Here is a 13,666-nt window from a genome sequence, read left to right as displayed (position 1 = left end):
CCCGGCGCAGAACAGGTCTGTCAGGAGTCATGAGCGGTATACTACTGACAATATCGCCGCCACTGTCAGGGGTCAATGTGGTCTTTGCTCATGACACCGAGCACTCGCTGGTGGATGCTGCCCGGCTGATCAATACGGCCGAGGTCTTCCCGGACACCCTCGCCAGCGTAGCGGATCTCGATGCCCTCGTGGCGGACTTCGGCTTCACCGGCTCGCGCACGCATACGACGGCGGAGCTGGAGGCGGTCCGCGCCCTGCGCCCCGTGCTCAAGGAGGTCTGGTCCGCGACGGAGGACCGCGCCGTCGTCGTTGTCAATACGATCCTGGCCGACGCCGGCGCCATCCCGCAGCTGGTCAAACACGACCAGTGGGACTACCACCTGCATGCCACCAGCCCGGACGCGCCGCTGGAGGTCCGTATGGCCGTGGAGGCGGCGATGGCGCTGGTGGACGTGATCCGCGAGAAGCAGCTGGACCGCCTGCGGACCTGCGCCGCGGACGACTGCACCGCGGTGCTGGTGGACCTGTCGAAGAACCGGTCGAAGCGCTTTTGCGATACCGGCAACTGCGCCAACCGCACGCACGTGGCCGCCTACCGGGCGCGCAAGTCGGCCGCAGCCGGCTGACCGGGCGCCAACGGTTGACCGGAGGACGGTACTAGCGGCTGCCGGCGGAGTAGGGCGGGCCGGGATCGAGGTCGATGACCGTCCGCAGCGGCGGCAGCAGCGAATCTTCCCAGCTGGCGGTGAACACCAGGTCGTCCGGGCCGTTCAGCCGGCTGTTGGATTCGATGACCGGCCCGTGTTCGTAAAGGTACGCTGCCACGTTGAAGGCCAGTTCCACCATCTGGTTCGGATCCTTGTCGCGGAAGTGCACCTGCACGTCCGGCAGGCCCAGCTGGTACATGCCCAGGCTGTCCACCACCATGGCTCCCTCGTCGTTGCTGACCAGGAAGAACCGCATGTTCACCGGGCCCGCCAGCGGGTGGGCCGCCTCAAGCTCCAGGGGGTCCCGCCAGTGCGAGTTGTGCAGCCAGCGGACCGCCGCCGGCCGCGTCTCTGCGGCCAGCAGGCGCAGCACCCGCTGGAAGGACTCGACCCGCGGCTTGGGTTCGAACCCGCTGGCCACCACCTCCGTGACCAGGATGCGGTGCGTGCAGCCGGGAACCTGCTGCTCGGCGTCGGGCCAAGACCAGCTTTGGTCCGCGGGGGTTGCCGCCAGCGCCTCGGCCGCGGACAGCGGCCCGCGGGGAACGGCTACTCCGGTGCTCAGCCGGATCGTTTTCACGCCGGAGGCGCCGTTGATGTCGAAGGAGTGCGCGGCATGCGGCAGCAGGGCTACGCCGTCGGAAAAGGAGGCGCCGGGGAATTCCTCCGCCAACCGCGCCTGGAGTTCCTCGCTGAAGAGCAGGGGATCCGACCGGTACCACAGCTCCGCGGCCACCGTGGTCTTGGCCTCGGGCGGTTGTCCGCCGCCGGTCGGCGCGGTGTCGCCGGGATCTGCCGGGACGGGCAGGTGCGGGGAAGGCTGGCCGGAAGTCATGCTGCCATGCTCGTCGGGTCCGGCCGGGCCGGCGCCAGGCATCAGCGGCGCGCGTCGCCGTCGTCGTCGTTCCCCGAGAGGCGGTTGGTGGCCTCGGGGTTCGCGGCGGCCTCCGCCGCCTGCTGTTCTTCCACCTGGGCCCGGCTCTGCGGCGTGCCGGGGGCGGGAACGGTGCCGGCGCCGCCGGGGATCTTCGAGGAGACCCGATGGATCCCGGAGCCCTCGCTGAGGTGGCTCGGGTTCTCCTTGGTGGACATGGTCAGCACCGCCACAATCAGCAGCGAGGCGATGAAGGCGATGCCGGCCGCGGTCACGCCGAGGTCCCAGCGCAGCAGGTTTCCGGACCCGCCGGTGGCGAAGACCATGGTCAGCGCGCCCGCTATCACGGCCAGTACCGCCGAGAAGATCAGCGGGCCCTTGACGGACATCCGTCCTTCGTCCGGACGGCCAGACGCGTTCTTGCCCACGATGATTTCCTCCTGCTGACGGATAAAGCCTGCATCCAGTCTACCGGCCGTAGAAGTTGCCGCGCAGGCGCCGGTGGCGCCGGCCACACCCGCGGGCCGTATTCAGCCGGCCGCGGACTGCCTGGCGTCGTGGCGCAGGCTGAGGGCGGCGATCAGCAGGACGACGGCGATGATGATCGCCGCCCCGCCCAGCACCCCCAGCAAGGCATGCGGGCCCAGGTGTGCGAAGAAGGGCAGCGCGAGGCCGAAGCCCACGGACACGGCACCGGTGATCAGCCAGTCGCGGGCCAGCACGGACCCGGCCTCACCCGTCGCGGGCGGGGCAGCCGCCGGGTTCCCGGGAACCTCGCGGCCGCGGGTCGGTCGGTTGCTCCACCAGAGCATCAGCTCGGCCCCGCCGGAGACCAGCAGCGCCGCGGTGGCCAGCACGGTGAACATCGGCACCGTCTGCAGGGCGCAGGTCAGGATGCCGGCCACCGCGAGTACGGCGGCCTGCAGGAGCAGCAGCTGGCGGTGGGCCGCAGCGGCCGGCTTGCGCGCCAGCAGCCAGACCGCCCCGCCGCTGAGCAGCAGGAACAGCCCGCCGGCCAGTGCCATCACGGTGCGGTCGGGTTCCTGCCAGAAGATGGTGGTGGCGCCAAAGGCGGCGGCCACCAGGGCGCGGATCAGGACCGGCTGCCAGAACACGGCCGCCTGGGTAGTACTCGGGATCGTCACGGTTCAAGCCTAGTGTGCCCCGGTGACCATCCACGCATCGTTGCGGACCCGCCAGCCGAGCGTGACCGCGCGGGCCGCGGTGTAGCCGAGCCCGAAGGCCGCCCACAGCCAGACGAGTCCCGCCGTGCCGGTCAGCCCGGCCATGGCCACCCACACCAGCAGCGGCGCGTACGCCAGCAGATTCACCACGCCGGCAATGGCCAGGTAGCGCGCGTCGCCGGCGCCGATCAGCACGCCGTCGAGGACGAAGACGAGGCCGCAGAGCGGCTGGCTCAGCGCCAGCAGCCAGATCGCGGCGGTGAACGCCTGGTGGACGGCCGGGTCGGAGGTGAAGACCCAGCCGAGCACCGGCGCCACGGCCGCCAGCAGCAGGCCGGTCACGACGCCGAATCCCACTCCCCAAACGATCATCCGGCGGGTCAGCGAGTGTGCCAGCGCCTTGTTCGAGGCCCCGAGTTCCTTCCCGATCAGGGCCTGCGCGGCGATCGCGATGGCGTCCAGCGCGAAGGCCAGGAAACTGTACATTGTCATCACCAGCTGGTGGCCGGCCAGGCTCACCGGTCCCTGCGAGGTGGCCACAAAGACCGTCGCGAGCAAGGCAATCCGCATGCTCAGGGTCCGGAGCATCAGCCAGGAGCCCACGTGCGTGGTGGCCTTCAGGCCGACCCAGGTGGGCCGCAGCCGCACGCTGTGCCTGACGGCTCCGCGGTAGACGATGACAAGGTAGACCGCCGCCATGGCCCACTGGACCAGGCTGGTGCCCATGGCGGACCCGGCCACCGAGAGCCCCATCCCATAGACCAGCAGGAAGTTCAGGCCGATGTTGGCCAGGAAGCCGATGCCGGCGACCAGCAGCGGGGTCTTGGTGTCCTGCAGGCCGCGCAACACGCCGGTGGCCGCCAGCACGATCAGCATGCCCGGCAGGCCGGGCATCGACCAGCGCAGGTAGTCCACCGCGAACCCCTGCACCTGCCCGCTGGCCCCCATGGCCGCGGTCAGGTCCGGGGCGAAAGCCCAGCCTGCGGCGGCCAGCACCACGCCGACGGCCAGCGCCAGCCAGATGCCGTCCCGCCCGACGGCGTATGCATCCGCCATCCGGCCGGCGCCCAGCAGCCGCGCCACCGCCGGCGTGGTGGAGTAGGCGAGGAAGATCATCAGTCCGACGACGGTCTGCACCACGGTGGCGGCCAGCCCCATTCCGGCCAGTTCCGCCACCCCGAGGTGTCCCACGATGGCCGAATCGGCCGCCAAAAACAGCGGCTCGGCGATCAGGGCGCCGAAGGCGGGGATGGCGAGTGCAAGGATTTGCCGGTTCAGGCTCCGTCCCTGCCGCTGTACGGCTGTCTTCTCCGGGTTCACGCCCACCAGCTTAGGCGCCTTGCAGCCCGGATTCCGGCGTGACGAACCGGCAGCGCGGCCCTGGAGCTTTTAGCCACCGTGCATGCATTATGCATGCACTTCCACAAGCTCTAAGGTTTTCCCCGTCATCCGGCGCCTCGCGTACGCAGGGCGAGCACCGCCGTCGTACCGGCGATGACGGCGAGCGCGGCGGTAAACGCGACGACGCCGTTCCAGCCGAACCGGCCGAAGAAGAGGCCGCCGGCCCAGCCGAACAGGCTGGACCCGGCGTAGTAGAAGAGGTTGTAGAGGCCGGATGCCTGGGCCGCGCCGACCGGCGCCAGCCGCGGCGTCCAGCCCGACGCGACCGAATGGGCGGCGAAGAATCCGCCCGTGAACACGAGCAGCCCCAGCAGGACCAGCGGGAGCGAGTCGACGAGGGTGACCGCCAGCCCGGCGATGCTGACCAGGATCCCGCCCAGCAGCACGGGCAGCCGGCCGGTCCGCGCCGTCAGGCCGCCGGCCACCCGGGAGCTCACGGTGCCGGCCAGGTAGGCCAGGAACAGCAGGGAGGCCAGCGACGCGGGCAGGGAAAAAGGCGGCGCCTCCAGCCGGAAGCCCAGGTAGTTGTAGACGGCGACGAAACCGCCCATGAGCAGGAATCCCTGGGCATAGAGCGCCAGCAGCGGCGTCGAGCGCAGGTTCGCCAGGATCCGCTGCCCCAGCCCGGGCCCCTGTCCGCGCACGATCGGCAGGAAACCGCGCGGGGCCGGTGCCAGCCGGACGAACAGCACGGCGGCGAGCGCGGCGGCGGCGCTGACCGCCAGCACGCCGGCGCGCCAATCGGCCCACTCCCCTACCGGCCCGGCGATGAGGCGGCCGGCCAGGCCGCCCACGGTGGTGCCCGCCACGTAGGTGCCGGCCGCGACCGCCGCGTGCAGCCGCTGCACCTCCTCGTTCAGGTAGACGAGTGCGACGGCGGGGATGCCGCCCAGCGCGGCGCCCTCCAGGAAGCGCAGCGCCAGCAGGGCGGGAAAATTCGGCGCCAGCGGCAGCGCCAGGCCCAGGATCACGGCGGCGCCGATCGCCCACGTCATGGTGCGCTTGCGGCCGGCCCGGTCCGCCACCGCCGACCAGGGCATGACGGCCAGGGCTAGGCCGATGGTGGCGGCGGAAAGACTGAGCGCGGCGTCGGCCGCGCTGACCTGGAAGGTTCGGGCGATGCCGGGCAACACCGCCTGCACCGAATACAGCTGGGCGAACGTGGCGAAGCCGCCGAAGAGCAGCGCCAGGAGCATGTTGCGGTATCCCCGGCTGCCTTTCGGGTGGCCTGCCCAAGGTTGTTCCGCGTCGCTCACGCCTTCGATGCTATGCCGGGTGCCACCGCCGGCAGGATTTGTACGGTCCCCTCCCGAGGTTGCAGTCCGCCGCAGCCGCCCCCTAGGCCGGAATGATGCGCACGGGAATGGATTGCCAGCCTCGCAGCGTGTTGTGCAGGAAGGGCACGGGTTCGGCGGTGAACTCGATGGTCTTCACGCGTTTGGCCAGGGTGGTCAGCAGCACGTCCATTTCCAGCCGCGAGATAGGCTGGCCGACGCATTGGTGGATTCCCATGCCGAATCCCAAATGACCGCCGGCCTGCCGGTCAATCCGGTACTCGTGGGCGTCGGGTCCCCAGTGCTCCGGATCGCGGTTGGCCGCGCCGACGAAGACCGCCACCTTGGTATCGGCCGCCAGCTCAATACCGTGCAAGACAGTATCGCGGCTGGTGGTGCGGAAGAAGGACTGGAAGGGTGACTCGTACCGGAAGGCCTCGTCGATGGCGAATTTGGTCAGCCGGGGATTCTCGTGGACCTTCGCCCACTCCCCCGGATGCTGTGCCAGCGCAGCCAGCGTGTTGCCGATAGAGAAGATGGTGGTGTCCAGCCCCGCCGAGAGCATGGCCCGCACGAGCAGCGCAGCCTGGGCTTCGGTGATCTCGCCGCGGTCGGCGTAGTCCCAGATCTGTGCCCCCAAGCTTCCCTCCGCCAGTCGCTCCCGGGCTGTATTGGCCATGGCCCAGTCATTAGTGCCGGCGCCCAGGCGGAAGAACTCCTTGGACCGCTCGTCGTCCGGGCCGAAAGTGCTGAAGTTCATCGCACCGAGCGCGAGCAGGTTTTCGGCCCGCCCCGCGCGGGGAATTCCCACCGCGTCGCCAAATACCCGCAGCGGGAAGACCTGAGCGAAGTCGGTCACGGCGTCGAACTCGCGTAGCTGCAGCACCTGCTCCACCAGCTCGTCCGCGAACTCCTGGAACTGCCCGCGCAGCGCCCGGGTTCCCTTGGGAGAGATCACGCCGGCCATCGCCTGGCGCATGGCGGTGTGGAGGGGCGGGTCGGACTCCATGATGCCCTGCGGACGCCATGACGGTTCGTGGTGGAGGTTTTTCGGCCCCGCGCCGGCACCGGAAATAAAGGTGGCGTGGTCGTCGAGGATGTCCTTGCACGCACCGAAACGGGTGAACGCCGGCACACCGTACTTGTCCAGCCACACCCCAGGTCCGGCTTGGCGCATCCGCTCGAACAGCGGATACGGGTCGGTCAGGTTCGCGTCCGAATACGGATCGTCGGAAATGGCGGGGGCTGCTGCCACCGGCAAGTCGGTTGTCATTGGAGCCTCACTCATCGTTGCGCCAGGGAATGGCCTCAACGTAGCGGTGTTTTGAGACTGAAGCGGAATCCCATTCTCATTCTGTGAGAATGGCAATTGCCGGTGGGGCCAGCCTCGGTGGAGCATCTCTGGAGTGCCCCGGATGCCGGAAGGTTTGTGAGGAGGTTGGGTTGACATCATTCGAGCGCGGACTGGCCATTTTGGCCGAGGTCGCTGCCGACGGCGATGCCACCATCGACGCGGTGGCCAGCAAGCTGGGCATCCCGCAAAGCACCGCCTACCGCTACTTCAAAACGCTCAAGGACCGCGGCTTCGTCCAGGAAGACGGGGGGCGCTACCGGCCCGGTCGGGCCCTGCTGGAACTCACCGGCCGGCACCACGTTCAGTCCCACCTCGCAGAGGTGGGCACGGCAGTGCTCAAAGATGTGGTTGATGCGGTGGGCGAGACGGCCGTTTTGATCATCCGGGTAGGCACCCAGGCCATGTGCCTGCGACGGGTGGAGCCGGATAAGTCGCTCAAATACACCTTCGCCATTAACGAAATGCTGCCGCTGCATGCCGGGGCCGGGCAGCGGATCCTGTTGGCCTGGGCGCCGCAGGACGTCGTCCGCCAAGTGCTGGACCGCCAGCTGCCGCGGTTCACGGACCACACTCCGACGGCCGAGCAGGTTCAGGCGGCCTTGCCGCAGATCCGCGCCGCGGGCCGCGCCGTCTCACGCGGCGAGCTCGATTCGGGCTCGGTATCCGTCGCAGTGCCGGTCTTCTGCCGCGGCGAGGTGGTTTGTTCGCTCAACGTCGCCGGCCCCGAAAGCCGTTGCGGCACCACAGCCTGGATTAATTCCGCGCTCAACGCCTTGGGCTGCGCCGCCCGGAACCTCACCGAATCGCTCCAGTCCACGACCAGTTTCCAATCAACCAGGGAGATCGCCGATGAACACCCAGACCGTCACTGAAACCCCCGTCGTAGTGGGGATTAGCCGCACTACGCTCGAGGATATGATCCAGGTGGCGCGGTTCCGCCGGCCGGTGGAGATCTCCGACGAGGCGCTGGCCCGGATGGAACCGAGCCGGGCTTGGCTCGGGTCGGTGGTGGAGCAGATGGAAGCCGGCCACCCTACCGCGCCGATCTACAGCATCAATACCGGTTTCGGTTCCCTCGCCGGACGCAGGGCCTTCGACGAGGCTTCCGACACTGCGGAGCTGTCCCGCCGGCTGGTCCTGTCAAACGCCGCCGGCGTCGGCCGCTATGTGGACGAGGAAGTGGTGCGGGCGACCATGTTCATCCGGATCGTGAGCCTGGTCCAGGGCCACTCCGGCATCCGGGCGGAGATCGTCACCACCTTGGCTGAAATGCTCAACCGCGGTGTCTGCCCTGCCATCCCCGAGTACGGCTCGCTGGGTGCCTCGGGGGACCTGATTCCGCTGGCGCACGTGGCCATTGTGATGACCCGCTCGCACACCGGCGAAGACGAGGAACTGGACTCCGGCGAGGCTTTCCTGGACGGCGCCATAACCAGCGGCAAGAACGCGATGGCCGCCGCCGGTTTGGACCGGCTGCCTCTGGGCGCCAAGGACGGCCTGGCACTGCTCAACGGCACCTCCTTCTCCTGCGCCCAGGCGGCTCTTGCCCTGTTCGACGCACAGAACCTGCTGGAAACCGCGCAGATTACGGCCGCCATGACCATCGAGGCGCTGATGGGCTTTGGCGACGCCTTCATCGCCGAACTGCATGAAGCCCGCGGCCAAAAGGGCCAGATCGAGGTGGCCGCCCGAATCCGGGAACTGCTGGCCGGCAGTTCCCTGGTCGATGGCAGCGCCGAGGCCGACCCTGTGCGCCAGCCGCCCCAGGACGCGTACTCGCTGCGCTGCGTGCCGCAGGTCTTCGGCCCGGTCAAGGACACTTTGGAGTTCGCTGTCGGGATCATCGGCAACGAAATCAACGCCGCCACCGACAATCCGCTGATCTTTCCGGCGCTTCCGGCCAGCCGCTCCCTCAAGGCAGTCTCCGGCGGCAACTTCCACGCCGAATACGTGGCCTTCGCCGCGGACTTTATCTCCATTGTGGTCACCGAGATCGGGAACATCACCGAGCGCCGGCTCTTCCGGCTTGACGACGGCACCCTCAACCGCGGGCTGCCGGACATGCTGATCGACAGCGAGCAGACCGGCATGGACTGCGGCTACATGCTTCCGCAGTACCTGGCCGCTGCTCTCGTCTCGGACTCGAAGACCCTCTCGCATCCGGACAGTGTGGATTCGATCCCCACCTGCGCCAACCAGGAGGACCATGTCTCCATGGCCAACAACGCCGGCAGGCACGCCCGGCAGGTCGTGGCGAACATCGAGACTGTGGTGGGGATCGAACTTCTCATGGCCTGCCAGGCCCTGGAACTGCGGTTGGCCAAGCCGGAGACCGCGTCCGCCACGCTGGCACCGGCCAGTCGGGCAGTGCTGGAGATGGTCCGTTCGGCCAGGTCGGCCGACGGCCGGGCGGTGGACCACATCAACAGGGACGTGGTGATGTACCCGCGCGTCCGCACCGCCCGGGAACTCGTTCACGGCGGCGCCGTCGTCACTGCGGTCAATGAGGTGCTGTCCGGCTCGGCCTAGGTTGGGAAGCCGTTCGGCCCGGCGGTGGGAACAGGCCGCCGGAGCCGGCCTTTTCGGAACACAGGAAGCGCCCGCTAGCCCCCTGCCACGGGCGTTCGCCGGGCACAATACAAGGAGACACCTGCATGGAAACCGCACCGCACGACGGCTTCTTCGACGTCGAGGTCACCCGGATCGAGCCCGCCTCCGACTCGGTGGTGGCACTGCGGCTACAGCATCCCCGCGGCGAGGCATTGCCTGCGTGGCAGGCCGGCGCGCACGTGGATGTGCTGCTGCCCAACGGGCTGCTGCGGCAGTACTCGCTCTGCTCCCGGCCGGAGGACGACTTCTGGCGCTTGGGCGTGCTGCGGGAACCGGCCGGACGCGGAGGCTCGGCCTGGATTCATGATGAGCTGCGGCCCGGCACCAAGCTGCAGGTGCGCGGCCCGCGGAACAACTTCGCCCTGGAACCGGCCGGCAGCTACCTGTTCATCGCCGGCGGCATCGGCATCACCCCGATCCTGGCGATGGTTCGGCAGGCCGAGGCCGCCGGCGCGGACTGGACGTTGGTTTACCTAGGCCGCAGCCGCACCTCGATGGCCTTCCAGGACGAACTGGCCGCTTACGGCGAGCGCGTCCGCTTCCACGCCGACGACGAGTCCGGCCTCTTCCCGCTCGAACCGCTGCTGGCCGAACTCGACGCCGACGCCCACGTCTATGCGTGCGGACCCGCTCCGCTGCTGGGCGCGCTCGAACAACTGACCGCGGACTGGGCGGATCTGGCCAGGTACCACTTTGAGCGCTTTGCTGCCGGTCCCGCCCCCGTCCCGGCCGCGGCGGAAGCAGACAGCGAATTTGTGGTCGAGACCGCTGACGGCACCGAGGTCACCGTCCCCGCCGGCACCACCATCCTGCAGGCTTTGATGGACATTGGCATTCCCGTGCTGAACTCCTGCCGCGAGGGCATCTGCGGCACCTGCGAGACCCCGGTCATATCCGGCGAACCCGACCACCGGGACAGCCTGCTCTCGGACGAGGAGCGCGCGGCCGGGGACACCATGATGATCTGCGTCTCGCGCTGCAAGGGCGGGCGCTTGGTATTGGATATCTGAGCCGGCCCCGAGCTTCCGCCCCTCCCTGGCCGGCGTCCAACACTTGACCATATCCGGAGCGCTCGATGCCTCACGCATTGATGGGGCAGCGGCATGCTCCGGCCGGCCTCGCCATTAGACTCGGTGACGAAAGCACGGTTTCCACTGTTACCTCCCACGAAAGAGGATCTTCTTGTCCCAGCTCCAGCCCGGCATGTCCGCCCCCGAGTTCACCCTCTCCGACGCCGACGGCAAGAAGGTCTCGCTGTCCGACTACGCCGGCGGGAACGTGGTGGTCTACTTCTACCCCAAGGCCGCCACCCCTGGCTGCACCACCGAGGCCTGCGACTTCCGCGACAGCCTCAACTCCCTGCAGGCCGCCAACTACGACGTCATCGGCATCTCGCCGGACGGCCCCGAGGCCATCCAGGCGTTCAGCGACGCCGAGAGCCTGACGTTCCCGCTGCTCTCCGACCCCGATTTCGCCGTGGCCAAGGCATACGGTTCCTACGGCGACAAGACCTTCGGCGGGAAGGTCTTCACCGGCACGCTGCGCAGCACCTTCGTGATCGGTCCCGACGGAACCATCAAGCACGCCGAGTACGACGTGGACGCCAAGGGCCACGTCGCCCGCCTGCGCGAAACGCTCGGGGTCTAGTCCCGGGGACTTCCCAACATCCCAAGCACGACGGCGGCGCTTGGCTGGCGCCGTCGTCGCTCCGTTTTGGGCGCCTGCTCCACTAAACAACCGGAGCAGGCGCCCGAACCGGAGCGTGCGCCCGAACGGGAGCAGTCAGGCCGGCTTCAATCGGCCAACTGCCGACCGCCGCCGCCACCGCCGGTGCGCACCGTCAGCCGTGCCGCGGCGGCGGCCCCCAGCACCGCGCAGGAGAACCAGATCGCGCCGCCCGGGCCTAGCGGGGCGGCCACCAGACCCGCCGCCAGCGGCAGCACGACCTGCCCCACCCGGTTGCCCAGCAGCCGCAGCGCCAGCGCCGACCCCCGGGATTCCGGCCGCACCGCGTGGCTGATCAGCGTCATGGTCAGCGGCTGGCCCAGGCCCAGGAGGAAGCCGCCCACGAACAGAGCCGCCGCGGCCACCCAGAACGGCTCCAGGACGAACGGCGTCACCGCGATCGCCGCGCCGGAGCCCAGCAGGCTGGCCACCAGCAGTTGGATGCGGGTCCAGCGGTGGACCAGCCACGGCAGCAGGATCCGCGAGATGATCGACGCGCCCGCGCGCACCGCCAGCAGGACGCCCACCCATAGCGGCGGCACCCCGAGCTCCTCGCCGACCAGCGGCAGGAACGCCACCAGGATGTCGATCACCGAGAGCAGCGCCATGGACGCCAGCATGTTCCAGGCCACGCCGGGCCGCCGCAGGATCTGGCTCACCGGCTCCTTAATCACCGGCTCCCTCGCGGCGCCGCCGTCGTTCTTGCCGCGGCGGAGCCGCCGGGCCGCGGCGCCGGGATGCGCGCCGATCAGCATCACGGGCGCCCCGGCCGCGGCAATGCCGGCCGCCAGCAGCAGGGTCAGGTCGATGGCGCCGAGCCAGCTCGGCCCCACTCCCGCGGTCTCGCTGCCCAGCAGCAGCCCGGCCAGCAGCGGGCCGACCAACTGGCCCAGCGAAAACGCCGCGGTGAACCAGCCGAAACCGCTGTCCATCTGGTTCAGCGGCGCATAGCGCCCGATGGCGGACTGGCCGGCAATGGTGAACACGAGGTGCCCCACCCCGAGCAGGGCCATGGAGATCGCGATGACCGCGAACCCCTGCGCCAGGGCCAGCCCCAGCGTGGCCACCGCCAGCAGGGCCGCACCCAACGCGACCATGCCCTTGAGCGACGGAATCCGGTCGCTCACCCGCCCCAGCCACAGCGCCGCCACCACCGGCAGCACGGCGTAGACGGCGGTCACCACGCCGATGACTGCCGCGTCTCCGCCCAGGGCCAGCAGCTTGTACGAAACCACCGGCCGCGACACGTTCAGGGACGTCTGGGTCAGCACGGCGGCCGCCATCAGGACCCAAAGCCAGAGGCGGGAGCCGGGCTGGTTCGGCGGATGCGTGCTCATGTCCTCGTTCCTGCAGTACGGCCGGCCTCCCCATTCTGCCCCGCGCCCGGCCGTTCGTCGCAAAACCGTTGCGCAGCCGGTGCCCCGGTGGTCGAATGGGTGGCATGGCTACTGGGGAGACGGTCCTGGCGATCGGGACCAAGAAAGGGCTGTGGCTGGCTACCAGCCGCGACCGGACCAATTGGTCGCTGTCCGGCCCGCACTTTTTGATGAACGAGATTCCCAGCATCGGGATCGACCAGCGAGGCGGCTCGACCCGCCTGCTGGTGGGAGCCCGTTCCGAGCACTGGGGGCCCACGATCTTTCACTCGGAGGACCTCGGCGAGACGTGGACCGAACCGGAGAACGGCGCCATCCGTTTCGGCGACAACGACGGCGCCGCTGTGGAGCGGATCTGGCAGATCCAGCCCGACGCCGCGGACCGGCCGGGCGTGGTCTGGGCCGGCTGCGAACCGATTTCGGTCTGGAAGTCCACCGACGGCGGCGAGCACTTCGAGCTCAACCGCAGCCTGTGGGAACACCCGGACAAGGACCAGTGGGGGGCCGGTTACGGCGGAGCGGCGATCCATTCGGTCCTGCCGAGCCCGCAGGATCCGGACACCGTGCACGTGGCCATGAGCACCGGGGGCGTGTACCGGACCACCGACGGCGGCGCCAGCTGGCAGGCACGCAACCACGGCATCAGCGCCTACTTCATGCCCGATCCGAATCCCGAGGTGGGCCAGTGCGTCCACAAGATCGCGCGGGATGCCGCAGATCCGTCCACGCTCTTCGCACAGAACCACCACGGCGTCTACCGCTCGGACGATTCCGGCGACAACTGGCAGTCCATTGCCGACGGGCTGCCCACCGACTTCGGCTTCGTCATGCTCACCCATCCGCGCAGGTCCCGGACCGCCTGGGTGGTCCCGATCAAGGCCGACGGCGAGCGGATTCCACCGGACGGGCATCTCGCCGTGCACCGGACCGACGACGGCGGCGCCACCTGGGCGCGTTTCGCCACCGGGCTGCCGGACCAGGATTACAACGTGGTGCTGCGCGACGCCGCCGCCGCGGACACCGGCGATCCGGCCGGCGTCTACTTCGGCACGCGCGGCGGCTCGGTGTACGCCAGTGCCGACGAGGGCGAAGTCTTCGTGGAAGTGGCCTCGGGGCTGCCGGACGTCCTGTGCGTCCGCGCGGCCACCCTGTAAGGAGGGA

At 69.3% G+C, this 13,666-nt stretch carries 13 protein-coding genes; 6 read left to right on the top strand and 7 right to left on the bottom strand.

Going from position 1 to position 13,666, the window contains the following annotated elements; genetic code table 11:
• Positions 1-77 precede the first annotated feature (77 nt).
• On the top strand, positions 78-626 hold the full coding sequence (locus AC5RVG_RS08965) for a CGNR zinc finger domain-containing protein (protein WP_494013776.1): 549 nt from the start codon (positions 78-80) through the stop codon (positions 624-626).
• Between the two features lie 31 nt (positions 627-657).
• On the opposite strand, the gene AC5RVG_RS08960 is transcribed toward AC5RVG_RS08965, so the two are convergent.
• From AC5RVG_RS08960 to AC5RVG_RS08935, 6 genes are all read right to left on the bottom strand, one after another.
• Positions 658-1,542, bottom strand: coding sequence for a DUF4261 domain-containing protein (locus AC5RVG_RS08960; protein ID WP_494013567.1), 885 nt, complete (start codon positions 1,540-1,542; stop codon positions 658-660).
• A 41-nt stretch (positions 1,543-1,583) separates the two neighbouring features.
• Positions 1,584-2,009, bottom strand: a complete 426-nt coding sequence (locus tag AC5RVG_RS08955; RefSeq protein ID WP_494013566.1) for a hypothetical protein — start codon at positions 2,007-2,009, stop codon at positions 1,584-1,586.
• 102 nt (positions 2,010-2,111) lie between these two features.
• Entirely contained in the window at positions 2,112-2,726 is a 615-nt protein-coding gene (locus AC5RVG_RS08950; RefSeq protein ID WP_494013565.1) for a hypothetical protein, read from the bottom strand.
• 9 nt (positions 2,727-2,735) lie between these two features.
• Positions 2,736-4,091, bottom strand: coding sequence for an MATE family efflux transporter (locus AC5RVG_RS08945; RefSeq protein WP_494013564.1), 1,356 nt, complete (start codon positions 4,089-4,091; stop codon positions 2,736-2,738).
• 119 nt (positions 4,092-4,210) lie between these two features.
• The gene (locus AC5RVG_RS08940; protein WP_494013775.1) at positions 4,211-5,362 is read right to left on the bottom strand and encodes an MFS transporter; all 1,152 of its coding nucleotides are present in this window, start codon (positions 5,360-5,362) and stop codon (positions 4,211-4,213) included.
• 142 nt (positions 5,363-5,504) lie between these two features.
• Positions 5,505-6,713 (bottom strand): cytochrome P450, encoded by a 1,209-nt coding sequence (locus AC5RVG_RS08935; RefSeq protein ID WP_494013563.1) that lies wholly within the window; start codon positions 6,711-6,713, stop codon positions 5,505-5,507.
• A gap of 170 nt (positions 6,714-6,883) precedes the next feature.
• Here AC5RVG_RS08935 and AC5RVG_RS08930 point away from each other — a divergent pair, with 170 nt between their 5' ends.
• The 4 genes from AC5RVG_RS08930 to bcp all read left to right on the top strand — a co-directional run bounded on the left by AC5RVG_RS08930 (position 6,884) and on the right by bcp (position 11,051).
• Positions 6,884-7,666, top strand: a complete 783-nt coding sequence (locus AC5RVG_RS08930; protein WP_494013562.1) for an IclR family transcriptional regulator — start codon at positions 6,884-6,886, stop codon at positions 7,664-7,666.
• Positions 7,644-9,323: an HAL/PAL/TAL family ammonia-lyase gene (locus AC5RVG_RS08925; protein WP_494013561.1), complete on the top strand. Its 1,680-nt coding sequence runs from the start codon at positions 7,644-7,646 to the stop codon at positions 9,321-9,323. Before AC5RVG_RS08930 ends, AC5RVG_RS08925 begins: the two co-directional genes overlap by 23 nt.
• Before the next feature lie 125 nt (positions 9,324-9,448).
• Positions 9,449-10,414: a PDR/VanB family oxidoreductase gene (locus AC5RVG_RS08920; protein WP_494013560.1), complete on the top strand. Its 966-nt coding sequence runs from the start codon at positions 9,449-9,451 to the stop codon at positions 10,412-10,414.
• Positions 10,415-10,586: 172 nt separating this feature from the next.
• Entirely contained in the window at positions 10,587-11,051 is a 465-nt protein-coding gene (gene bcp, locus AC5RVG_RS08915; RefSeq protein WP_494013559.1) for a thioredoxin-dependent thiol peroxidase, read from the top strand.
• 146 nt (positions 11,052-11,197) lie between these two features.
• On the opposite strand, the gene AC5RVG_RS08910 is transcribed toward bcp, so the two are convergent.
• Positions 11,198-12,466 carry an MFS transporter gene (locus AC5RVG_RS08910; protein ID WP_494013558.1) on the bottom strand — a complete coding sequence of 423 codons (1,269 nt, stop codon included), beginning with the start codon at positions 12,464-12,466 and terminating at the stop codon, positions 11,198-11,200.
• A gap of 95 nt (positions 12,467-12,561) precedes the next feature.
• On the opposite strand from AC5RVG_RS08910, the gene AC5RVG_RS08905 reads away from it, so the two are divergent.
• The gene (locus AC5RVG_RS08905) at positions 12,562-13,659 is read left to right on the top strand and encodes a sialidase family protein (RefSeq protein ID WP_494013557.1); all 1,098 of its coding nucleotides are present in this window, start codon (positions 12,562-12,564) and stop codon (positions 13,657-13,659) included.
• The last annotated feature ends 7 nt before the right edge of the window (positions 13,660-13,666 follow it).

Source organism: Arthrobacter senegalensis, from assembly GCF_059091765.1.
The sequence above is the reverse complement of the archived record's forward strand: the minus strand, read 5'-3'. Positions and strand labels throughout refer to the sequence as shown.